General features: G+C 66.4%; 18 protein-coding genes and 1 pseudogene. 9 read left to right on the top strand and 10 right to left on the bottom strand.

Going from position 1 to position 22,065, the window contains the following annotated elements:
* Positions 1-3: 3 nt before the first annotated feature.
* The 6 genes from BM115_RS09955 to BM115_RS09930 form a co-directional block, all read right to left on the bottom strand.
* On the bottom strand, positions 4-717 hold the full coding sequence (locus tag BM115_RS09955) for an ABC transporter ATP-binding protein (protein WP_092293134.1): 714 nt from the start codon (positions 715-717) through the stop codon (positions 4-6).
* The gene (locus BM115_RS09950) at positions 717-1,514 is read right to left on the bottom strand and encodes an ABC transporter ATP-binding protein (protein WP_369823378.1); all 798 of its coding nucleotides are present in this window, start codon (positions 1,512-1,514) and stop codon (positions 717-719) included. Before BM115_RS09950 ends, BM115_RS09955 begins: the two co-directional genes overlap by 1 nt.
* Entirely contained in the window at positions 1,511-2,824 is a 1,314-nt protein-coding gene (locus BM115_RS09945; protein ID WP_092293132.1) for a branched-chain amino acid ABC transporter permease, read from the bottom strand. The genes BM115_RS09950 and BM115_RS09945 overlap by 4 nt, the downstream gene beginning before the upstream one ends.
* A 3-nt stretch (positions 2,825-2,827) precedes the next feature.
* Positions 2,828-3,775 (bottom strand): branched-chain amino acid ABC transporter permease, encoded by a 948-nt coding sequence (locus tag BM115_RS09940; protein WP_092293131.1) that lies wholly within the window; start codon positions 3,773-3,775, stop codon positions 2,828-2,830.
* A 116-nt stretch (positions 3,776-3,891) separates the two neighbouring features.
* Entirely contained in the window at positions 3,892-5,142 is a 1,251-nt protein-coding gene (locus BM115_RS09935; protein WP_092293129.1) for a branched-chain amino acid ABC transporter substrate-binding protein, read from the bottom strand.
* 123 nt (positions 5,143-5,265) lie between these two features.
* Positions 5,266-6,891 (bottom strand): 3-(methylthio)propionyl-CoA ligase, encoded by a 1,626-nt coding sequence (locus BM115_RS09930; protein ID WP_092293127.1) that lies wholly within the window; start codon positions 6,889-6,891, stop codon positions 5,266-5,268.
* A 293-nt stretch (positions 6,892-7,184) separates the two neighbouring features.
* On the opposite strand from BM115_RS09930, the gene BM115_RS09925 reads away from it, so the two are divergent.
* From BM115_RS09925 to BM115_RS09895, 7 genes and pseudogenes are all read left to right on the top strand, one after another.
* Positions 7,185-8,741 carry a protein adenylyltransferase SelO gene (locus BM115_RS09925; RefSeq protein ID WP_092293125.1) on the top strand — a complete coding sequence of 519 codons (1,557 nt, stop codon included), beginning with the start codon at positions 7,185-7,187 and terminating at the stop codon, positions 8,739-8,741.
* Positions 8,742-8,842: 101 nt separating this feature from the next.
* Positions 8,843-9,250 (top strand): peptide-methionine (R)-S-oxide reductase MsrB, encoded by a 408-nt coding sequence (gene msrB, locus BM115_RS09920; protein WP_092293123.1) that lies wholly within the window; start codon positions 8,843-8,845, stop codon positions 9,248-9,250.
* A gap of 115 nt (positions 9,251-9,365) precedes the next feature.
* Positions 9,366-9,905 (top strand): septation protein A, encoded by a 540-nt coding sequence (locus tag BM115_RS09915; protein ID WP_092293121.1) that lies wholly within the window; start codon positions 9,366-9,368, stop codon positions 9,903-9,905.
* Between the two features lie 28 nt (positions 9,906-9,933).
* Positions 9,934-10,248, top strand: coding sequence for a BolA family protein (locus BM115_RS09910; protein WP_092293119.1), 315 nt, complete (start codon positions 9,934-9,936; stop codon positions 10,246-10,248).
* A gap of 4 nt (positions 10,249-10,252) precedes the next feature.
* Positions 10,253-11,047, top strand: a complete 795-nt coding sequence (locus tag BM115_RS09905; RefSeq protein WP_092293117.1) for a peptidylprolyl isomerase — start codon at positions 10,253-10,255, stop codon at positions 11,045-11,047.
* A 186-nt stretch (positions 11,048-11,233) separates the two neighbouring features.
* Positions 11,234-11,554, top strand: coding sequence for a hypothetical protein (locus tag BM115_RS09900; RefSeq protein ID WP_092293114.1), 321 nt, complete (start codon positions 11,234-11,236; stop codon positions 11,552-11,554).
* Between the two features lie 71 nt (positions 11,555-11,625).
* Positions 11,626-11,883: pseudogene (locus BM115_RS09895) on the top strand (aspartate/glutamate racemase family protein); the annotation flags it as partial.
* A gap of 65 nt (positions 11,884-11,948) precedes the next feature.
* On the opposite strand, the gene purL reads toward BM115_RS09895, so the two are convergent.
* From purL to BM115_RS09875, 4 genes are all read right to left on the bottom strand, one after another.
* On the bottom strand, positions 11,949-15,995 hold the full coding sequence (gene purL, locus BM115_RS09890; protein WP_092293112.1) for a phosphoribosylformylglycinamidine synthase: 4,047 nt from the start codon (positions 15,993-15,995) through the stop codon (positions 11,949-11,951).
* Between the two features lie 228 nt (positions 15,996-16,223).
* Positions 16,224-16,811, bottom strand: coding sequence for a winged helix DNA-binding protein (locus tag BM115_RS09885; RefSeq protein WP_092293110.1), 588 nt, complete (start codon positions 16,809-16,811; stop codon positions 16,224-16,226).
* Between the two features lie 98 nt (positions 16,812-16,909).
* On the bottom strand, positions 16,910-17,746 hold the full coding sequence (locus tag BM115_RS09880; protein ID WP_092293108.1) for a copper resistance protein B: 837 nt from the start codon (positions 17,744-17,746) through the stop codon (positions 16,910-16,912).
* Positions 17,746-19,569 (bottom strand): copper resistance system multicopper oxidase, encoded by a 1,824-nt coding sequence (locus BM115_RS09875; RefSeq protein WP_092293106.1) that lies wholly within the window; start codon positions 19,567-19,569, stop codon positions 17,746-17,748. The genes BM115_RS09880 and BM115_RS09875 overlap by 1 nt, the downstream gene beginning before the upstream one ends.
* A 150-nt stretch (positions 19,570-19,719) precedes the next feature.
* On the opposite strand from BM115_RS09875, the gene BM115_RS09870 reads away from it, so the two are divergent.
* Together BM115_RS09870 and BM115_RS09865 are read left to right on the top strand one after the other, a co-directional pair.
* Positions 19,720-20,406, top strand: a complete 687-nt coding sequence (locus BM115_RS09870) for a heavy metal response regulator transcription factor (protein ID WP_092293104.1) — start codon at positions 19,720-19,722, stop codon at positions 20,404-20,406.
* Complete coding sequence (locus tag BM115_RS09865; RefSeq protein ID WP_092293102.1) at positions 20,403-21,803, top strand: heavy metal sensor histidine kinase; 1,401 nt, start codon at positions 20,403-20,405, stop codon at positions 21,801-21,803. The genes BM115_RS09870 and BM115_RS09865 overlap by 4 nt, the downstream gene beginning before the upstream one ends.
* Positions 21,804-22,065 lie beyond the last annotated feature (262 nt).

Genomic DNA, 22,065 nt, shown 5'->3' with positions numbered 1-22,065 from the left:
CCCTCAAACCTCCAGCCACTCCTTCCGCACCTGTCCATTCGCCTTCAGTTCGGTCGGCGTGCCCTCGAACACGATGTGGCCGTGGCCCATGACGTACACCCGTTGGGAGATATCGAGCGCGATCGCCAGTTTCTGTTCGATCAGCAGCACCGACACGCCGCGCTCCTTCAGCGTCTTCAGGAAATCGCCGACCAGCGCCACGATCATGGGCGCGAGGCCTTCGGTGGGTTCGTCGATCAGGATCAGGTCGGGGTCGCCCATCAGGGTGCGGCACAGCGTCAGCATCTGCTGTTCGCCGCCCGAGAGCACGCCGGCTGACGTGTTCTCGCGCTCCTTCAGCCTTGGGAACATTTGATACATATCGTCCACCGACCAGCGCGGCGATGACTGGCGCGGGTTGCGCTTCTCGCCCAGCAGCAGGTTCTGGCGCACGGTCAGGCTTGGGAAGATGTCGCGGTTCTCCGGCACATAGCCGATGCCCGCATGGGCGATCTCGAACGTGCGGCGGCCCAGGATTTCCTCGTCGCGGAAGCGCACGGACCCCTCGGCCTTGACCATGCCGAGGATCGCCTTGGCCATGGTCGAGCGCCCCACCCCGTTGCGGCCCAGCAGCGCCACGATCTCGCCCTCGTCGATATGGGCGTCCACGCCGTGCAGGATGTGGCTCTTGCCGTAATAGGCGTGCAGCCCGGTAACGTCCAGCATCCGCTTGCCCATCAGTGCGCTCCTTCCGGCACGGGTTCGTCGAGGCTCGTGCCCAGGTAGGCTTCCTTGACCTTGCGGTTGTTGCGGATGGCCTCGGGGGTGTCCGTGGCGATGACCTCGCCGTAGACCAGCACCGAGATCCGGTCCGCCAGGCCGAAGACCACGCTCATGTCGTGCTCCACCATCACCAGCGTCTTGCCGACCGTGACCTTGCGGATCAGTTCGACCGCGTGGTCCGATTCCGACCGGCTCATGCCGGCCGTGGGCTCGTCCAGCAGGATCACCTCGGCGCCGCCCGCGATGGTGATGCCGATCTCCAGCGCGCGCTGCTCGGCATAGGTCAGCAGCCCGGCCTGCGAATTGCGCCGATGCTGCATGCCGATCAGCTCCAGCACCTCGTCTGCCCGCTCGCGGGCGTCGCGCAGTTCGGAGAGCCGGTGCCAGAACGAATACTTGTAGCCGAGCGACCACAGCACCGCGCAGCGCAGGTTCTCGAACACGGACAGCCGGTGGAAGATATTGGTGATCTGGAAGCTGCGCGAGAGCCCCATCCGGTTGATCTCGAACGGCCGCAGCCCGCTGATGGGCTGGCCGTTCAGCCTGACCGTGCCCGAGCTAGGCGCAAACCGCCCCGAGATCAGGTTGAACGTGGTGGACTTGCCCGCCCCGTTCGGCCCGATCATCGCGTGGCGCTCTCCCTTGCCGATGGCCAGCGTCACGCCACGGATGATCTCGGTCTGGCCGAACTTCTTGCGCACATCGATGAGTTCCAGCGCGGGCGTGCCCCCGCCTGTCATGGCCGCCGTCATGCCTGACCTCCGAATTCCGCCTGGATCTTGTCGAGTTCGGCGCGCACGCGGCCCCCCGCCCAGCGCCACGCCACGTAGCCCACGGCCCAGAGCGCCGCCGCGAAGATCCACGGGGCCACCGTGCCGGCGTCGAACGCCACGCCGAACAGCCGCATCGCCGTGCCGTTGGCGCTATCCACCTGCACCTTGTAGACCAGCTCCACGGTCAGGATCAGCGCCGCCAGCAGCACCAGGCCGGCCACGGCCGCCTGGCCGTAGCTGGGCAGCATCCGCCCGAAGCGCTTCTTCGCCAGCAGCGGCATCTGCATCAGCAGCAGGCTGGCGATGCCGCCCGGCACGAACATCACCATCATCACGAAGAACAGGCCGAGATAGAGCAGCCAGGCCTTGGTCAGGTCCGACAGCGCCACCGCGAACAGTACGAAGACCACGGCGCCGATCACCGGACCGAAGAACACCCCCGCACCGCCGATGAAGGCCGCCAGCAGCACGCCGCCCGAGCGCACCGCGCTGACGTTCTCGGCGGAGACGATCTCGAAGTTGATCGCCGACAAGGCCCCGGCGATACCCGCGAAAAATGCCGAAAGAATCACTACGAGGAAGCGGACGCGCTGGGTGTTGTAGCCGATGAATTCGACGCGCTCCGGGTTGTCGCGCACGGCGTTGGCGATGCGGCCGAGCGGCGTCTGGGTCCAGGCGTACATCGCCACCATGGACGCCAGGCACCAGAGGGCAATCAGGTAATAGACCTGCCGGCCCGGGCCAAAGGTGATGCCCAGGAAGGGATCGCCGACCACCCGGTTCGTGGAAATGCCGCCCTCGCCGCCGAAGAAGTCCGGGAACATCAGGGAGCTGGCGAACACCATCTCACCGATGCCCATGGTGATCATGGCAAAGGTCGTGCCGGACTTCTTGGTCGTCACGTAGCCGAACAGCACGCCGAAGAACGCGCCGGCCAGCCCGCCCACCAGCGGCAGCATCGACACCGGCAGCCAGACCTTGCCGGCACCGATCATGTTCAGCACATGCACGGCGATGAACGCGCCGAGGCCCGCGTAGACCGCATGGCCGAAGGACAGCATGCCGGTCTGCCCGAGCAGCATGTTGTACGACAGCGCGAAGATAATCATGATGCCCATCTGGGACATCAGCGTCACGGCGAAGCCGCCCGTGAAGATCATCGGCATCACCAGCATCAGCAGCGCCGTGGCGCCCCAGATGATCCAGCGGGCGAGGTTGAGCGGGCGGTAGCGCATGGTGCGGCCGGTGACCACCGCGTTGGGAGTCTGTTGCATGGTCGTGGTCTCCATCGCTCAACTCTCCCGGGTGCCCATGAGCCCGCGCGGGCGGAAAATCAGCATCACCACGAGCAGCAGGTACGGCATCACGGGCGCCACCTGGGCCACCGTGAGCTTCCAGACCGAACTCAGTGGCGTGGCGTCGCTGACGTTGAGCCCCAGGCTGCCGAACAGGCCGGCCAGCGAGGCGTCGATCGTCACCGCGAAGGTTTGCAGCACGCCAATCAGGATCGAGGCGATGAACGCCCCCACCAGCGACCCCATGCCGCCCACCACAGCCACCACGAAGACGATGGAGCCCACCGCCGCCGCCATCGACGGCTCGGTCACGAAGGCATTGCCGCCGATCACCCCCGCCAGCCCCGCCAGCGCGGCGCCGCCGCCGAAGACCATCATGAACACGCGCGGCACGTTGTGGCCGAGGGCCTCGACCATTTCCGGGTGCGTCAGCGCGGCCTGGATCACCAGCCCGATGCGGGTGCGGGTCAGCACGAGGTAGATCGCCACCAGCATGCCCAGCGAGACCAGCATCATGAACGCCCGGTAGGTGGGGAAGGACGAGGTGAACACCGTGAACAGCGGCCCGTCCAGTTCCGGCGGAATCCGGTACGGCACCGCGGCCAGTCCCCAGACCAGCTTCACGCCTTCCTCGATCAGGTAGGCCAGGCCGAACGTGAATAGCAATTCGGCTACGTGGCCGAACTTGTGCACGGTGCGCAGCCCGAAGCGCTCGACCAGCGCGCCGGCTCCGGCCACCAGCAGCGGGGCCAGGATCAGCGCCGGCCAGAAGCCGATCTTGCTGGCGATGGTGTAGGCAAAGTAGGCGCCCAGCATATAGAAGCTGGCATGCGCGAAATTGAGCACGCCCATCATGCTGAAGATGAGCGTGAGCCCCGATGACAGCATGAACAGCAGCAGCCCGTAGCTGATGCCGTTCAATAGCGAAATGACGAAAAATTCCACGGCGGGTCCTTCGGTGGACGTGTGGCGCCCAGGGCAAAAGCGTGATTGTCCGCCGATCCGGGGCAGACGGAAACCCGTCCGGCCCCGGATCGCTCAGATGCCGGTCGCGCGCCGGATCAGCCCGGGCGCTTCATCTGGCAGGACGTGGGCTGGGCGGCCACGAACTGGTCGAGCTCCGCGTTCGTCTTCCAGCCGTAGCCGGTGTTCTCGGCGTCGTACTTGACTTCCTTGCCGTCCACCTTGGTCCACGTGGCCACCACAAGCGGCTGCTGCGCCTGGTGGTCGGTGTTACGCATTTCCACGGTGCCGTTCATGCTCTCCACCTTGAGCCCCTCCAGCGCGTGGGCCACCTTCACCGGATCGGTGGAGTTGGCCTTCTTCATGGCCTGGCTCAGCATGGCGATGCCCGTGTACGACGCCATCACGTAGAAATCGTCGTTGTACTTCTTCTTGAAGCCCTCGATGATGTCCGAGCCCTTGAACCCCTTGTTGTTCGGGTTGTAGTAGCCCACGTACTTGACCCGCTCGGCGCCGGCAGCGCCCATGGCCGTTGCCACGCCCGTGGTGCCGGCATAGTAGGTGTAGTAGTTCGTGGTCAGCCCGGCGTCCTTGCCGGCCTTGATCAGCAGGGCCAGGTCGCTGCCCCAGTTGCCGGTGATGACCGTGTCGGCGCCCGACGCCTTGATCTTGGCCGCATACGGCGCGAAGTCCTTGACCTGCGCCAGCGGGTGCAGATCCTCGCCCACGATCTGGATGTCCGGACGTTTGCGCTTCAGGTAGTCCTTGGCGGCGCGCGTCACCTGGTGGCCGAACGAGTAGTTCTGGTTGATCAGGTAGACCTTCTTGACGTTCTGGTCCTTGGCCAGGAAGGTGGTCAGCGCCTCCATCTTCATGTCCGAGTTGGCGTCCAGCCGGAAGTGCCAGTAGTTGCACTTGCTGTTGGTCATGTCCGGGTCAACCGCCGCGTAGTTCAGGTAGACGATTTCCTTGCCCGGATTGCGCTCGTTGTGCTTGGCCACCGCGTCTTCGAGCGCCAGCCCCACCGAGGAGCCGTTGCCCTGCACGATATAGCGGATGTTCTGGTCCACGGCCTGCTTGAGGATGGTCAGGCTTTCCTGCGGCGACAGCTTGTTGTCAAACCCCACCACCTCGAACTTGTGCGCGCCGGCCCAGTTCTTCTGGTTGGCCACCTCGGCCACGTATTGCCAGCTCTTGAGCTGGTTCTGTCCCACCGGGGCCATCAGCCCCGACAGCGGATCGATGAAGGCAATCTTCACCGTCTCCGCCCCCGCCATGCCCGACACCAGCGTGGAACCCAGTGCCGCAAATACCGCCACACCAGCCACCAGCGGACGCATCTTCGTCATACCTGTCTCCTTCACTCTCGTTATCGAATGGCGATTGGCACCGCCGCGGGCGGGGTTGCCGCCTGCCTGTTGCTGCCTGTTATGGATGGGAATTGCACCCGGCCCCGGTCTACGCCGGTTGACTCAGGCGGTTGGCAGCTTGTAATCCTTGAACTGCTCGCGCAGCTTGAGCTTCTGCATCTTGCCGGTGGCCGTCAGCGGCATCTCGGTGACGAACGCCACGTCGTCCGGGATCCACCACTTGGCGACCTTGCCCTCGAAGAAGGCCAGCAGCGCTTCGCGCGTGATGTCCATGCCGGGCCGCCTGACCACCACCAGCAGCGGGCGCTCGTCCCACTTGGGGTGATAGGCGGAGATGCACGCGGCCATATGCACCGCCGGGTGGGCGGCAGCCACGTTCTCGACGTCGATGGACGAAATCCACTCGCCGCCGGACTTGATCACGTCCTTGCTGCGGTCCGTGATCTGCATGTAGCCCTCTTCGTCGATGGTCGCCACGTCCCCGGTGGGGAACCAGCCATCGACCAGCGGCGTGTTGTCGTTGCGGAAGTAGGTGGATATCACCCACGGGCCGCGCACATACAGGTCGCCGAAGGCCTTGCCGTCCCACGGCAGCTCGGCGCCTTCGCCATCGACGATCTTCATGTCGACGCCATAGATCACCCGGCCCTGCTTCTCCAGGATCTTGTGGCGCGCGTCCTCGGGGAGGTCCTCATGGCGGGCCAGCAGCTTGCACGAGGTGCCCAGCGGCGACATCTCGGTCATGCCCCAGGCGTGGATCACCTCCACGTCCAGCGCCTCGAGCGCGCGGATCATGGCCGGCGGCGCCGCCGAACCGCCGATCACGGTGCGACGGAACGTCGAGAATTTCAGATTGTTCGCATTGACATGCTGGAGCAAACCGAGCCAGACCGTCGGCACGCCAGCGGAAAAGGTCACCTTTTCCTGCTCGAACAGTTCGTAGAGCGAGGGGCCGTCCAGCTTGGCCCCCGGCAGCACCAGCTTGGCGCCGACCAGCGGCACCGAGTACGGCAGGCCCCAGGCGTTGACGTGGAACATCGGCACGACGGGCAGGATCACGTCCCGCGCGGAGCAGCCGAGCGCATCGGGCAGCGCGGACGCATACGAGTGCAGCACCGTGGACCGGTGCGAATACAGCGCGCCCTTCGGATTGCCGGTGGTGCCCGAGGTGTAGCAGAGGCTGGAGGCCAGGTTTTCGTCGAATTCCGGCCAGGTGTAGTCGCCATCCTGCGCGTCGATCAGGTCCTCGTAGCAGAGCAGCGGCACCTTGGCGTCGGCCGGCATGTGGGCGCGGTCGGTCATCATCACCCAGCCCTTCACGTTCGGGCAGTGCGGCGCCACGCCTTCCACCAACGGCAGGAAGGTGGCGTCGAAGAACACGTAGCGGTCTTCGGCGTGATTGACGATATAGGCGATCTGTTCCGGGAACAGCCGGGGATTGATGGTGTGGCAGACGGCGCCCATGCCGGAGACGCCGTAGTAGATCTCCAGGTGGCGATAGCCGTTCCACGCCAGCGTGCCGACCCGCTCGCCCTGCTGCACGCCGAGCGCGCCAAGGGCCTGGGCCACCTTGCGGGCCCGCAGTTCGCAATCGCGGTAGGTGTAGCGATGGAGGTCGCCCTCGGTCCGCCGCGAGACGATTTCTGTGCTGGCGTAATACCGCGCAGCGTGCTTGATGATGGAGGAAATGAGCAGCGGCGCGCTCATCATTTGACCCATCAATGCCATGGAATGTCTCCAGTCTTGTCGTGGTCGGCAGAGAAAAACGAACAACCGTGCTTATTTTTGGCGGAATGTTCCCGTGCTCCTCGCCGCATGCGCGTCCACGTCATGCACGAGATTGATGTCCGCTATCGATAAGGCATGGCGCCCCGGTGGACACCCCCTCGGCCGACAGGGGAAAACCGGTGCAAGTACAATACTGCGTGCCCTGATGCGTCTCAATATGTCGTTTTCCCCTAGCCTGCAAGCGCACTTCGGCACCCCCTATTCACCTCCGCAGATCGCAAAGCAGGACGTCGATGCCCCCTGAGTCCCCCGTACCGTTCCGCACCGCGCCCGGCTTTGCCGCGCTGGGCGAGCGCTTCTTCACGCGCCTGCAGCCCACGCCGCTGCCCTCGCCCTACCTGGTCAGCGTGGCCCCGGCTGCCGCCGCGCTGCTGGGCTGGAACCCGCAGACGATCGGCGCCGAAGCCAGCCAGCCGGACTTCCTCGACACCTTTATCGGCAACTGCGTGCCTGACTGGGCCGACCCGCTGGCCACGGTCTACTCGGGCCACCAGTTCGGCGTCTGGGCCGGGCAACTGGGCGATGGCCGTGCCATCCGCCTCGCCGAGGCTGAGCGCGACGACGGCCCGTGGGAAATCCAGCTCAAGGGGGGCGGCCTGACGCCCTACTCGCGCATGGCCGATGGCCGCGCGGTGCTGCGCTCGTCGATCCGCGAATACCTGTGCTCCGAGGCCATGTACGCGCTGGGCGTGCCGACGACGCGGGCGCTGGCCATCGTCGGCTCGGACGCTCCGGTGCGCCGCGAGACCATCGAGACCGCCGCCGTGGTCACGCGCCTGGCGCCGAGCTTTATCCGCTTCGGCCATTTCGAACACTTCGCCGCGCGCGAGGACCATGCCGCGCTGCGCGAGCTGGCCGATTTCGTCATCGACCGCTTCTACCCCGCCTGCCGCGACGCCGGCGGCAACCCCTACCAGGCGCTGCTGCGCGAGGTCTCGCTGCGCACTGCGGACATGGTGGCGCACTGGCAGGCCGTCGGCTTCTGCCACGGGGTGATGAACACGGACAACATGTCGATCCTGGGCCTGACCATCGACTACGGTCCGTTCGGCTTCCTGGACGCCTTCGACGCCAACCATATTTGCAACCATTCCGACCAGCAGGGCCGCTACGCCTACAGCCAGCAGCCCCAGGTGGCGTTCTGGAACCTGCATTGCCTGGCGCAGGCGCTGCTCCCGCTCTGGCGCGATACCGATGCGGCCGATGCAGCCGATCCCGAGGCCGCCAAGGAAGCAGCGAAGGAAGCTGCAGTGGCCGCCGCGCGCGAGGCGCTCGACCCGTTCCGCGACCGCTACGCTGCCGCCTTCTTCCGCCACTATCGCGCCAAGCTGGGCCTGCGCCCGCTGGGCGGGCAGGAAAACGAGGACGAGGCGCTGCTGACCAACCTGTTCCGGGTACTGCACGCCAACCGCGTGGACTACACCTTGTTCTGGCGCAACCTCGCCCGCATCTCGGGGAAGGATGCGAACGCCGACGCCCCGGTGCGCGACCTGTTCCTGGACCGCGCCGCCTGGGACGCCTGGGCGGCCGAATACCGCGCCCGGCTGCAGGCCGAGCAGTCCGACGACGCTACGCGCGCCGCCGGCATGCTCGCCGTGAACCCAAAGTACATCCTGCGCAACCACCTCGCAGAAACCGCGATCCGCGCCGCGCGCGACAAGGATTTCTCCGAGGTAGACCGGCTGCTGGCCGTGCTGTCCCGGCCATTCGACGAGCAACCCGAGTCGGAAGCCTATGCCGCCCTGCCGCCGGACTGGGCGTCCGGGCTCGAAGTCAGTTGCTCGTCGTGACATCGACATAACGTGAATTTCTGAATCTGTAAGGATTGCGGCGCGAGTCCGACCAAGCAAGACTGGGGCCCCGCGCCACCGCCTAATGAGAAGGACGCAAGATGACCACCAAGAAAACCGACGCCGAATGGCGTGAGCAACTTTCCGACATCGAGTACCGCGTCGCGCGCGAAGCCGCCACCGAGCGCCCGTTCACGGGCCGCTACTGGGACCACTGGAACCAGGGCATCTACCACTGCGTGGGGTGCGGCACGCCGCTGTTCGAATCGGCCACGAAGTTCGACGCCGGCTGCGGCTGGCCCAGCTATTTCAAGCCAATCAACGGCGAGGTAATCGACGAGCACACGGACCACACCCACGGCATGACCCGCGTGGAAGTGCGCTGCAAGGAATGCGGCAGCCACCTGGGCCACGTGTTCGAGGACGGCCCGGCCCCCACCGGCCTGCGCTATTGCATCAACTCGGCTGCGCTAAAATTCGACGATCGGGATCCTTCCGATCGCGGGTGATTCATCGAGTGATGTAATCGTTGCTTCGGATGCCCGCCGCGCGCCATTCCCCAAGTACAATGGCGCGGCCGCGGGCCTCTGCGCTCGGCAAGCCCGCCAATCAACAATCGTCCGCATGAAATTTCTTTTCGACCTGTTTCCGGTCATCCTGTTCTTCATCGCCTTCAAGCTGTTCGGCATCTATCCGGCCACGGCCGTCGCGATGATTGCCACGGTGCTCCAGATTGCCTGGGTGCGCATCCGCCATGGAAAGGTGGAGCCGATGCAATGGGTCAGCCTGCTGATCATTGGCGTGTTTGGCGGTGCAACGATCCTGTTGCACAACGAGACCTTCATCAAGTGGAAGCCGACGGTGCTCTACTGGCTGTTCGCGGTGACGCTGGTGGGCTCTGTCATCGGCTGGCGCAAGAACCTGGTGCGGGCCATGATGGAAAAGCAGGTCACCCTGCCGGACGCGATGTGGGGCCGCCTGAATGCCGCCTGGGCGGGCTTCTTCGCCGCCATGGGCCTGCTGAACCTCTACGTGGCGTACACGTTCTCCACGGATACCTGGGTCAACTTCAAGCTGTTCGGCAGCATGGGGCTGATGCTGGTGTTCATCGTGCTGCAGAGCATCTGGATGTCGCGCCATATCCAGGAAACCCCGTCCGAGTAAACCGGACGCCACGCTACAAGGAACCCGGATGGCTGCAGACCCCGCCACCATCGAGACGCTGCTGCGTGCGGCCCTCGACCCCTCCCGCCTGACCGTGCGCGACGACAGCGCGGCCCATGCCGGCCATGCCGGCGCGGCCTCGGGCGGAGGCCATTACGATGTGCTGATCGTCAGCGAGTTGTTTGCGGGCCACTCGCGGGTTGCCCGCCATCGCATGGTGTATGATGCGCTGCGCGCCCTGTTCCCGGCGCAGATTCATGCGCTGGCCGTCAGCGCCTACACCGACCAAGAATATCAATCCCGCGAAGCTTCACGCGACGCTACCCGCAACTCTCAGACCTGATTCCATGAAGACCACCGTCCTCTCGTTCAGCCTGGCGGCTGTGCTTGCTGCTGGCAGCCTGCCCGCAATCGCCCAGAACGCCGCCGTTGTGAATGGCAAGCCCATCCCCTCGGCCAAGCTGGACAAGCTGATCGCCGGCACCGGCCAGCCCGCCAGCCCCGAGCTGCGCGACCGGGCCCGCACCATGCTGATCGACCGGGAACTGCTGCTGCAGGAAGCCAACAAGCGCGGCATCACCCAGCGCGACGACGTGCAGGAGCAACTCGAGCAGGCCAAGCTCAACGTGCTGGCCGGCGCGGTGTTCGAGGACTACGTGCGCACCAACGGCGCCAACGACGACGAACTGCGCAAGCAGTACGACAAGATCAAGGCGCAGTTCGGCAACGGCAAGGAATACCACGCCCGCCACATCCTGGTGGAGAAGGAAGCCGACGCCAAGGCGATCATCGCCAAGATCAAGGGCGGCGCCAAGTTCGAGGACGTGGCCAAGGCTTCGTCGAAGGACACCGGCTCGGCTGTCAACGGCGGCGACCTGGACTGGGCCAACAGCACCAGCTACGTGCCCGAGTTCTCGGCCGCGATGACCGGCCTGAAGAAGGGCCAGATGACCGAAACGCCGGTCAAGACCCAGTTTGGCTGGCACATCATCGAACTGGTGGACACGCGCGACGCCAAGATCCCGTCGTTCGAGGAAGTGAAGCCGCAGCTGCAACAGATGCTGATGGGCGACCAGGCCTGGCAGCGCGAGCAGTTCCAGGCGATGATGAAGTCGATCAAGGAAAAGGCCAAGATCCAGTAAGGATCCCGGCGTTTCCCGATACCGAAACCGGCGCCCAGGCGCCGGTTTTTGTTTTCCGGGCGCGCTGGCGCACACTTTGGGGAGATTTCGACATTCCCCCGGCACAGTGCGCTCGGTAAGATGTTTCCCACTGGCCGCCGGGCTGTTCCGGACCGGCATCCGGCATCCTGGGAGCGCATCGCAAGCATGGGCGTGACAAGCGGCTACTGGCACCTGTGGCACCTCTACTCGCGCGGCATCGTCTATTGCGCGCTGGGCATGCCCCATATCGATTGCACGGGCATGCGCTGGCGCCATCTCCACCCCCACCTGCCCGAGCGCGACCGCTACGCACAGACCAAGCTGCTCCAGGCCACGATCGCCTATATGGAGATGCACGGCGAGCTGCCCGTGCCGCCCGACGCCGACCGCATGCGCCTGCTGTACTCGCGCTACCTGCCCTGGAGCGCCCGGCTCCAGGCAGACACGGCGCCCATCGACCCCACCTTGAACCCCGCGAGGGCCTGACCTCGCTTCCCCCCGACCTCGGCCTCAAGTATCTCTGGCATCACCCCTGACCCGACGATTTCTCGGCCAGGCTGGAACTGGAGCGGCCGGGCTCGGATGCGCGCCACATCATCACTGAAGCCTGCCGCGAGGCGCTGGCCGAGGACCAGAGCGACTGCATCGTCCTGGGCTGCGCGGGCATGACCGACCTGTGCGACGAGATCTCCGACGCGATTGGCGCGCCGGTCATCGACGGCGTGTCCTGCGCCGTCAAGATGGCCGAGGCGCTTGTCTCGCTGCGGCTCTCCACCAGCAAGCGCGGAGACTGGGGGCTTGCGCATGGCAAATGAGCAAAAGAAAAGCCCGCTTGCGCGGGCTTTTCTGGGATTTCCGGCCGGCTAGCGCCTTGCAGCGATCAACCGACCCACTTCCGTGCGTTGCGGAACATGCGCATCCACGGGCTGCCGCCGTCCGTGGCCTGCTTCCAGGCGTCCGGGGCCCAGCTCATGGTGGCTGCACGGAACACGCGCTCCGGGTGGGGCATCAGGGCCGTAAAGCGGCCGTCCACGGTCGTGACCGAGGTGATACCGTCCGGCGAGCCGTTCGGGTTCAGCGGATAGGCCTGCGTCACCGCGCCCTTGTTGTCGACGAAGCGCAGCGCCACCTTGGCGGCTTGGATATCACCCTGCTGCGAGAAGTCGGCAAACCCTTCGCCGTGTGCCACGACGATCGGAATGCGGCTGCCTTCCATGCCGGCGAAGAAGATCGACGAGGACTGCTCGACCTGCACGGTCACGAAGCGCGCTTCGTACTGTTCCGACTGGTTACGCGTGAACTTCGGCCAGGCATTGGCGCCCGGGATGATCGGGGCGAGGTTGCTCAGCATCTGGCAACCGTTGCAAACGCCGAGCGCGAAGGTGTCCTGGCGGTTGAAGAAGGCCGCGAACTGCTCGGCCATCTGCGCGTTGAACAGGATGGTCTTGGCCCAGCCTTCGCCGGCACCCAGCACGTCGCCATAGCTGAAGCCGCCGCACGCCACGAAGCCCTTGAAGTCGGCCAGGCTTGCCCGGCCGGCGATCAGGTCACTCATATGGACGTCGTGCGTATCGAAACCGGCGCGGTCCATGCTGTATGCCATTTCGAGGTGCGAGTTGACGCCCTGCTCACGCAGGATGGCCACGCGCGGACGGCTGCCGGTGGCGATGAACGGCGCGGCGATGTCCTCGGCCGGGTCGAACGTCAGCACCGGGCTGATGCCAGGGTCCGTATCGTCCTGGAGCAGCTGGTACTCGCTGTCCGCGCAGGCCGGGTTGTCGCGCAGGCGCGCGATGCGCCAGCTGACTTCCGACCAGTTGCGCTGGAGTTCGGCACGGGCAGCGCCGAACACCTTCTTGGCGTCGCGGTACACCTCGAGCTGATCGGTCGCATTCGGCTTGCCGATCACGTGGCTGCAGGCCGACAGGCCGGCTTCGCGGAGCACGCCGAACACCGCGTCGCGCTCGTCGAGTCGCACCTGGATCACGGCGCCCAGTTCCTCGGAGAACAGCGCGCGCAGCGTCTGCTCGTTGCGGCGCTCCGCCACCTGCTGGGCCCAGTTCTTGGCATCGCCATAGTCCTGTTCCTGCGTCGGGTCGAGCGCGAGCATGTCCACGTTCAGGGACACGCCGCAGTGACCCGCGAACGCCATTTCCGCCACGGCAGCCATGAAGCCACCGTCCGAGCGGTCGTGGTAGGCCAGCAGCTTGCCTTCGCGGTTCAGGCGCTGGATCACGTTGAAGAAGTTCTTCAGGTCGTCGGCGTTGTCGACGTCCGGCGCGCGGTCGCCCACCTGCTGCGTCACCTGCGCCAGGATGCTGCCGCCCATGCGGTTCTTGCCGCGGCCCAGGTCGATGGCGATCAGTACGCTGTCACCCTGGTCCGTGCGAAGCTGCGGCGTCAGGGTATTGTCGACGTCATCCACGGCGGCAAACGCCGAGATGATCAGCGACACGGGTGCCACGACTTCCTTGTCGCCGTCGGCGTCCTGCCACTTGGTGCGCATGGACAGCGAATCCTTGCCGACCGGAATGCTGATGCCCAGCGCCGGGCACAGTTCCATGCCAACGGCATGCACGGTGTCGTACAGCTTGGCATCCTCGCCCGCCACGCCGCAGGCGGCCATCCAGTTGGCCGACAGCTTCACCTTGCCGAGGTCCTTGACCGGTGCGGCCGCCAGGTTCGTCAGCGCCTCGCCAATCGCCATGCGGCCGGAGGCCGGTGCGTCGATCACGGCCAGCGGCGTGCGCTCGCCCATGGTCATCGCCTCGCCAGCGCGGCCCTTGTAGTCGAGCGTGGTCACGGCCACATCGGCCACCGGCACCTGCCACGGGCCGACCATCTGGTCGCGCGCGTTCATGCCGCCCACGGTACGGTCACCGATGGTGATCAGGAACGACTTGCTGGCCACGGTGGGGTGGCGCAGCACGTCGCGCACCGCCTGCTCCAGCGCGATGCCGGTCACGTCCACCGGCGGCAGTTCCTTGGTCACGCGGGTCACGTCGCGATGCATGCGCGGCGGCTTGCCCAGCAGCACGTCCATCGGCATGTCTACCGTGAAGTGCTCCTTGAGCGCGGCGTCCACGTGGGCGTCCACCAGTTGCAGCTGCTGCTCCTCGGTGGCCACGCCGACGACGGCAAACGGGGCGCGCTCACGCTCGCACATGGCCTGGAAGCGCGGGAAGCTGTCCGGCGCAATCGCCATGACATAGCGCTCCTGCGATTCATTGCACCAGATTTCCGCCGGCGACAGGCCCGACTCCTCCAGGTGCACCTGACGCAGGTCGAAGCGCGCGCCACGGCCAGCGCCGTCCACGAGCTCCGGGAAGGCGTTCGAGATACCGCCCGCGCCCACATCGTGGATCGACAGGATCGGGTTGTCGTCGCCAAGCTGCCAGCAGGCGTTGATGACTTCCTGCGCGCGGCGTTCCATCTCGGGGTTGCCACGCTGCACCGAGTCGAAATCGAGGTCGGCCGTGTTGGTACCGGTGGCCATCGAGCTGGCGGCGCCGCCGCCCATGCCGATGCGCATGCCCGGGCCGCCGAGCTGAATCAGCAGCGTGCCGGCCGGCAGCGGGTCCTTGTGGGTATGGCCCGCGTCGATATTGCCGATGCCGCCGGCAATCATGATCGGCTTGTGATAGCCGCGCACCGTGCCGGCCACGTTCTGCTCGTAGACGCGGAAGTAGCCGCCCAGGTTGGCGCGGCCGAATTCGTTGTTGAACGCGGCGCCGCCGAGCGGGCCCTCGATCATGATCTGGAGCGGCGAGGCGATGCGGTCCGGCTTGCCGGTCACGCCAGCCTTGTCGTCCGGATTGCGATGGGCCACCGGCTGGGCGGCATCGCGGGCGTTTTCCCAGGCCTCGATGGCGTCCGGCAGCATCAGGTTCGACACCGTGAAGCCGGTCAGGCCCGCCTTGGGCTTGGCGCCCCGGCCCGTGGCGCCCTCGTCGCGGATTTCACCGCCGGCGCCGGTGGAGGCACCCGGGAACGGCGAGATCGCGGTCGGGTGGTTATGGGTCTCCACCTTCATCAGCGTGTGGGTCAGCGCCTCGTGGCGGCCGTACTGCTGGTCCGCGCCGCGCGGGAACCAGCGCTCGGCCATATCGCCTTCCATCACGGCCGAGTTGTCCGAATACGCGACGATCGAGCCCTGCGGATTCAGCTGGTGCGTATTGCGGATCATCGCGAACAGCGACTTGTCCTGGCTCACGCCGTCGATCGTCCACGTGGCGTTGAAGATCTTGTGGCGGCAGTGCTCGCTGTTCGCCTGCGCGAACATCATCAGTTCCACGTCGGTCGGGTTGCGGCCGAGCTTGGCGTAGGCGTCGAGCAGATAGTCGATCTCGTCCTCGGACAGCGCGAGACCCATCGCCGTGTTGGCCTCCTCCAGCGCGGCGCGGCCGGTGGCGATGTCCACGAAGCGCAGCGGCTTGGCCGGCAGTTCCTGGAACAGCCCAGCGGCGTCCTCGCGCGAGGCGATCACGGTTTCGGTCATGCGGTCGAACAGGTGCGCGGCCACGGCGGCACGCACGTCGGCGTCCAGCGTCTTGCGGCCACGCAGCAGGCCCTTCTTGCAGATCACGGTGATCTCCACGCCACGCTCGATGCGGTGCACGTGGGACAGCCCGCAGTTATGCGCGATGTCCGTGGCCTTGCTGGCCCATGGCGAGATCGTGCCGAAACGCGGAATCACCACGAAGCGGTCGCCCTCGGTCTGGGCCGTGAACGGCGTGCCGTAGGTCAACAGCGCGGCAATGCGCGACTGGTCTTCGGCGGAAAGCGGGGTGTCGGTATCGACGAAATGCAGAAACTGGCCATGTACCGATTCAATATCGGCATCGATCTGTTTGAGCGTGGCAAGCAGGCGTTGCTGGCGGAAGGCGGAAAGCGCCAAAGCGCCGGGGAAGCACGAGAAATGCGCCATGATCGTAGCGGTCGGGAGGCGTAGGGAGGTCGGGGCTGGCGGCCGCCGGCACCGCTGAGTGGGGAACCGGCTGGCGGGAAACCGCTATTGTACCTTGCCGGGGCCCGCTTTTTGCATTGCGCAATGGGACGGAGGCGGACATGGACGTCCAAATCGGCTGCGACACCGGCAAGTGCAGCGGACGCACCGTTTTAGTGCGCCATGAATCACTTGATTGATAGCCGATGCTTAGAGCGACGTCGCCGAGCGTGCCGCCTGCTCGTACAAGCCGGTCAACACCCGCAAAAGGCGCGCAAGTTCGCCAATCTCGATGTTTTCCTCGCTACCTTCGGTGAAATTGCTGGTCAGGCACTGTTCGCGGATCTCGCGATAGCGGGCGCAGGCCTCGGCGCCGGCCTGCGTGGTGGCGTAGGTGGCCTCTTTGCCCACCCGCTCGCCGGCGACCAGCCCCAGGCCTGCCAGCTTCTTCAGCGCGTAGGTGACAAGGTGGGTGTCTTCCACATTCAGCACGAAGCAGATATCGGCCAGCCGCTTGGCCCGGCCCCGGTGATTGACGTGGTGGAGCACCAGCACGTCCAGGAAGGTCAGGTCGCGCACGCCAGCCGCGCCCATGCAGCGCACCACCCAGCGGCTGTAGGCGTTGTAGGCCGTGTTCAGGCCGAACTCGAACTCGGACAATTCCGGGCTCCGCACCGAGACGAGGTGCGACGATGAGACGATGTTGACGCCGGCGGCGCGGCCCAGCGTGGCGGGAGGCCGGACGGCGGCCGATGGCGCGTCGTCGGACGCGCTGGCCTGGACTGGCTTGCGTGCCATGAAGCAGGTCTCCCTTCGAAGATGAATAAAATTCGTCGAATCACGACAGATTGTTGACGAATTATCGAGGTGAAGTCGGCCTGAGTCAAAAAACCGGCTCAGAACCAGGCGCGAACGCCGGCCACGAAGCGGGTCTCGCCACTGCGGCCACCGGCCGTGCGGACCATGTCGGCGGTATTGCCAAACGACTGGTAGCGCTCCACGCCGACATAGGGTGCGAACTGCCGGCTGATCTCGTAGCGCAGCCGGATGCCGACCGTCCCGCTCGACAGCCCGCTGCCGACGCCCGTCTCCGGATCGTTCTTCCCGTACAGATTGGCCTCGATACGCGGCTGGAGGATCCACCGCTGCGTCAGCAGCAGCTCATATTCCGCCGCCAGGCGCACCGCGGTGCGCCCTTCTGTGCCGACATAGGCCGTCGCGTCCAGCTCGAACCAGTACGGCGCCAGCCCCTGGATGCCCATCGCCAGCCAGTTCCGGGCCGGCCGGCCATGGCCGACATCGTTCCGGAAGCCGAGTTGGGTGTCCCAGTACGAGCCCACCGCGTGGCCCCAGAGCAATTCCGTGCGCGCATCGTGCACCCTGCCCTGCGCGGCCCCCCCTTCGGCCTTGATCACGAGCCGATTGTAGGTACCGCCGAACCACGCTTGGGCCTCGTAGGCGGCGGCATTGTTGCCGTTGCCGTGCGCCCATTCGAGCCGATCGATCAGCACCGAGCCGAAGGGGTGCTCATCCATCATGTGCAAGGACCGATGGCCGCCCAGTGCGTACTGGCCGACGCCCAGCTGGTAACCATCCGAATACGCGTGCGGGTCGCGCGCATCGGCGGGCGCGCTGCCACCCTGCATCGCATCGTGCTGGGCCAGCGCAGCGCTCGTGCCCAGCCCGGAAAACAGCGCCGCGACAATCATTCTTTTCCGAAATTGCAGCGTCATCATGCCACCACCACTTCGCGGAACATGCCGGCGTCCATATGCATCATCAGGTGGCAATGCCAGGCCCAGCGGCCGAGCGCGTCGGCGGTGACGAGGAAGCTGATGCGCTGCGCGGGCTGAACCGGGATGGTGTGCCGCCGCGCCTGGAAGGAGCCGTCCGGCGCCTCAAGCTCGCTCCACAGGCCGTGCAGGTGCATCGGGTGGGTCATCATCGTGTCGTTGTGGAGGATCACGCGCAGCCGCTCGCCGTGGCGGAAGCGCACCGGCGTCGATTTGCCGAACTCGACCCCATCGAATGACCACGTGTAGCGTTCCATATTGCCGGTCAGGTGCAGTTCGACTTCACGCCCCGGGCCGCGCGGGTCCATCGGGCCGCCGATCGTATACATGTCCGAGAGGGTCAGCACGCGCCGCCCGTTGTTGCGCAGGCCAATGCCGGGGTCGTCGAGGTTGGTGCGGGCCATGTCGACGCGCATGTCGGTGCTCGGGCCGTATTCGGTGCGCGCGTGGCGCGCCTTGGTGCTGGGCACCCGGAGCCGGTCGGGCGCGGCCATGCCGTGCTGGCTGTGATCCATGGCGCCGTGGTCCATGTGCCCCATCGCAGCGTGATCCATCGCGCCGTGATCCATCGCCCCATGGTCCATCGCTCCATGGTCCATGCTGCCCATCATGTCGACCGGGGTGAGCCACTCGGGCTGGTCCAGCGGCGGCACGGGCGCCTTGATCCCATCCCGCACGGCCAGCGTGCCGCGCGCGTAGCCGCTCCGGTCCATCGACTGGGCGAAGACCGTGTGGGCGTCGTCGGTCGGCGTCACCAGCACGTCGCAGGTCTCGCCGGGGCCGAATCGGAATTCGTCCACGGAAACCGGGTCGATGCCCTGCCCGTCCACCTGGACCACCTTGAGCTTCAGCCCCGGAATCCGCACGTCGTAGAACGTATTGCCGGCGCCGTTGATAAAGCGCAGCCGCACCGTCTCGCCAGCGCGGAACAGGCCGGTCCAGTTGCCGGCCGGCGTGACGCCGTTCATCAGGTAGGTCAGCGTGGCGCCCGAGAGATCGGCCAGATCCGTCGGATTCATCCGCATCTGGTTCCACATCTTGCGCTTCTCCAGCGCGGCGCCCAGGCCGTCCTGCGACACATCGCGGAAGAAGTCGCCCACCGTGGGCCGGTTGTAGTTGTAGTAGTCGCTCTGGGTCTTGAGCTTGGACAGGATGCGCATCGGGTCTTCTTCCGTCCAGTCGGACAGCAGCACCGAATAGTCGCGATCCGCGCGGATCGTGTCGTCATCGCCATCGATCACAATCGCGCCGTAGACGCCGGTCATCTCCTGGAAGCCGGAATGCGAGTGGTACCAGTAGCTGCCGCTCTGCGCCACCTTGAAGCGGTAGGTGAACGTCTCGCCGGGCGCGATGCCCGGGAAGCTGATCCCGGGCACACCGTCCATCTGGTACGGCAGCAGGATGCCGTGCCAATGGAGCGACGTGGGCTCGTTCAGCCGATTGGTCACGCGGATCGTCACCGTATCGCCCTTGCGCCAGCGCAGCGTGGGGCCGGGCAGCATGCCGTTGATGGTCGGGGCGATGGTTTTCCGGCCGGTGAAGTCCACCACCGCGTCCTGGATGACGAGATCGAACTCGGTGCCGCGCAGCACCGGCGCGGTGCCGCTGCCGGCGCGGGCCGGGCCGGTGGACGCCTGCGCCCATGCCGGCACGGCGCCAACCGCCCCCAGCACGCCGCCTGCCGCCAGGCCCTGAACGAATCGACGCCTTGTCAGGCCGCGCGGCGATGACAGCAACAGCCCCGCCGGAGATATGGGTCGCATGCAATGAATCCTTGGTGTCTCTTATATAGGCGCAGCCAGCTTAGTGACTTCGCAGTAACCGACAAATGACCCGAACATTACATTCCGGTAATCTTCTTGTCATGTTGAGGGAGCGACATACACTGTTGCCTCGCACGGATGGGAGTGGGCATGAAGCTGCTGGTGGTGGAAGACGAGCCGAAAACCGGGGAATACCTGAGGCAGGGCCTGACCGAGGCCGGCTTCGTCGTGGATCTGGCCGTCAACGGTCAGGACGGCGGGCACCTGGCGATGACCGAGGCCTACGACCTGCTGATCCTCGACGTGATGCTGCCCGGCATGGACGGCTGGCGCGTCCTCCAGACCCTGCGCGGCGCCGGCAACCCCGTGCCCGTGTTGTTCCTGACCGCCCGCGACAGCGTGGCCGACCGGGTCAAGGGGCTGGAACTGGGCGCCGACGACTACCTCGTCAAACCCTTTGCCTTTTCCGAGTTGCTGGCCCGGGTCCGGACCCTGCTCCGGCGCGGCACCGCCATCGTGCAGCTGGACCGCATCGAGATCGGCGACCTTGTGCTCGACCTCGCCCGCCGCCGGGCCACGCGCGCCGGCCGCCGCATCGTGCTGACCGGCAAGGAATTCGCCCTGCTGGAACTGCTGGCCCGCCGGCGCGGCGAGGTGCTGCCGCGCTCGCTGATCGCCTCGCAGGTCTGGGACATGAATTTCGACAGCGACAGCAACGTGATCGACGTGGCCATCCGCCGGCTGCGCGCCAAGATCGACGATGACTTCGAACCCAAGCTGATCCAGACCGTGCGCGGCATGGGCTACGTGCTCGAGGTGCCGGAGGACGAGGCGTGAGGCGCCGATACTCGCTCACCACGCGGCTGACAGTGCTGTTCTCGCTGTCGTCGGCGGTGGTGCTGCTCGGGCTGGCCGGGCTGATCCTCTCGGCCATGGACAGCCATTTCGCCGATGAGGACTACGCGCTGCTGCGGGATAACCTCCGCGTCATCGAAAAATCGCTGGCGGCGGGCGCTTCGCCCCAAGCACTTCATGCGGGCCATGCCGGCGACCCCTACGCGCACCACGCCGGCGTGCTGATCCACCTCCGCGAGCCCGATGGCCGCACCCGCTACGCCACCCCGGATTTTGACTTCACGGCAGCGCTGGCCGCCCGGCCGGTCCACGAAGAAGGCGAAGATCGCCTCGCCTGGCAGCAGGCCGGCAAGCGCTACCGGGGCCTGCGCGCGGCGGTGCCGGCGGGCGATGCCGCCCAGCCCATCGGCGTGATCCTGGCGATGGACACCGACATCCACGAGCATTTCCTGCGCGCGTTCCGCCGCTCGCTGGTGCTCTACTGGGCGCTGGCGGTGCTGGCGAGCGGCCTGTTCGGCTGGTGGGCGGCGCGGCGCGGACTGTCGCCGCTGCGTGCGATGGCCTCGCGCGCCAAGGCCGTGACCGGCGACAAGCTCGACCAGCGCATGCCCGTGGAGGCCGTGCCGGTCGAGATGGCCGCCCTGGCCGCCGACCTGAACGCGATGCTGGCGCGCCTGCAGGACGACTTCCGCCGGCTGTCCGAATTCTCGTCGGACCTCGCCCACGAACTGCGCACGCCGCTGACCAACCTGATGACGCAGACCCAGGTGGCGCTCTCGCAGCCGCGCGACGCGGCCCGCTACCGCGACGTGCTGGTCTCGAACGTCGAAGAGCTGCAGCGCCTGTCGCGCATGGTCTCCGACATGCTCTACCTCGCCAAGATGGAGCATGGGCTCGACCTCCCCCACAAGGAGTCGATCTCGATCGGCACCGAGGTGCTGGCCCTGTTCGAGTTCTACGAGGCGCTGGCCGAGGACAAGGGCATCGCCCTGCGGCTGGTGGGCGATGCGCGCATCGACGGCGACCGCCTGATGCTGCGGCGCGCGCTCAGCAACCTGCTGTCGAACGCGCTGCGCTACACCCCCGAGCGCGGCAGCGTCACGGTCACCGTCACCCGGCAGGCGGGCGAGGTGGAAGTCGCCGTGGAGAACGATGGCCCCGGCATCGCGCCGGACCTGCTGCCCTCTTTGTTCGACCGCTTCTTCCGGGGCGACAAGTCGCGCGCCCGGCCGGAGTCCGAGACGGTGGGCCTGGGGCTGTCGATCACCCGCGCCATCGTCGCCGCGCACGGCGGCAGCATCTCGGTGCGCTCCGCGCCTGGCACCACCCGTTTCGCGATGCAATTCCCCCCGCCCGCCCGCGAGCCGGCCGCGTCCTGACCCGCGCGGCGCGCCCGCCACATCCAGACGAACCCTATCTGTCGGCGCCGGGCGCTTCTTGCTACCCTGTGGATTCCCGAAGCCATGCCCGGTGCGCAGCCACTGGGCACGGCCCTTGCATTCGAAGCCATCGTGCAATGCTCACCGCGCGGCGACCGAGCCAGAAGCCGCGCGCGTGATCGCGGCGTACGTCATGTCTCAGACAATCGAACCCTGTATTGCCTGATATCTGACGCGCGCCCGGTAGTTCCAACCCGCGCAG

The organism is Cupriavidus sp. OV096, assembly GCF_900115455.1.
In the GTDB taxonomy this organism is placed as follows: Bacteria; Pseudomonadota; Gammaproteobacteria; order Burkholderiales; family Burkholderiaceae; genus Cupriavidus.
This window is presented reverse-complemented; position numbering and strand designations above follow the sequence as displayed.